Below are 607 nucleotides of genomic sequence, written 5' to 3'. Positions count from 1 at the left end.
GACGCGTTCACCGCGCTGAGTCAACTCATCCGTGAGACCGGCGCGCTGCAGGACTAAGGAGGTAGTTTTTCAAACTAGTAGTGAACCACAAAAGCCTGCAGCATCATCTCGAGAGCCACCGACGCCCTGATATGGGAACGCAGGGAGCACACCGCCCGCCGTACCCTCCATCGACGATGAGTAGTTTCAGCGAAGTGCCATACGCCGGATATTCAGCGCGGCTTGGTGAGCTCGAACATCCTCAACCGATCGGAAACGAACCGCGCCCGCACTATCCAAGGGGTCCGCCAAGACCGCGGTGAGGACAGACCGAACGAGATCTCCCGGCGGGGCAACATGCCCCTCACCCCAGTAATCAATGATCGTCCAGACATCCGCGTCCCCGTCAATCTTTTGCAAATACGGAATCATGTGGCTGCTGAAATACACGAAATTTCCAGAGTTCTGGAGATAGATAATTCGATTACCCGTTGGCATAATTCCAACGGGAACCATTGTCGAAATTTCTCGCGGATCCTCAGTCCCGTACAGCGCGGGAGCTCTATGCTGAAGGGCCGTCGGGGGAGTGAACAGGTGGGTGCGCGGGTTCCCGACCACAGCGATAGCG

1 protein-coding gene is annotated in these 607 nt (G+C 56.8%); it reads right to left on the bottom strand.

What is annotated here, in order from left to right; translation table 11 throughout:
• Nucleotides 1-186 precede the first annotated feature (186 nt).
• Nucleotides 187-607: hypothetical protein (locus tag UN64_RS21205; RefSeq protein ID WP_216352821.1), on the bottom strand; the 421-nt coding region annotated here is incomplete at its 5' end.

The sequence above is a fragment of the Fictibacillus arsenicus genome (assembly GCF_001999465.1).
In the GTDB taxonomy this organism is placed as follows: domain Bacteria; phylum Bacillota; class Bacilli; order Bacillales; family Fictibacillaceae; genus Fictibacillus; species Fictibacillus arsenicus.
This window is presented reverse-complemented; position numbering and strand designations above follow the sequence as displayed.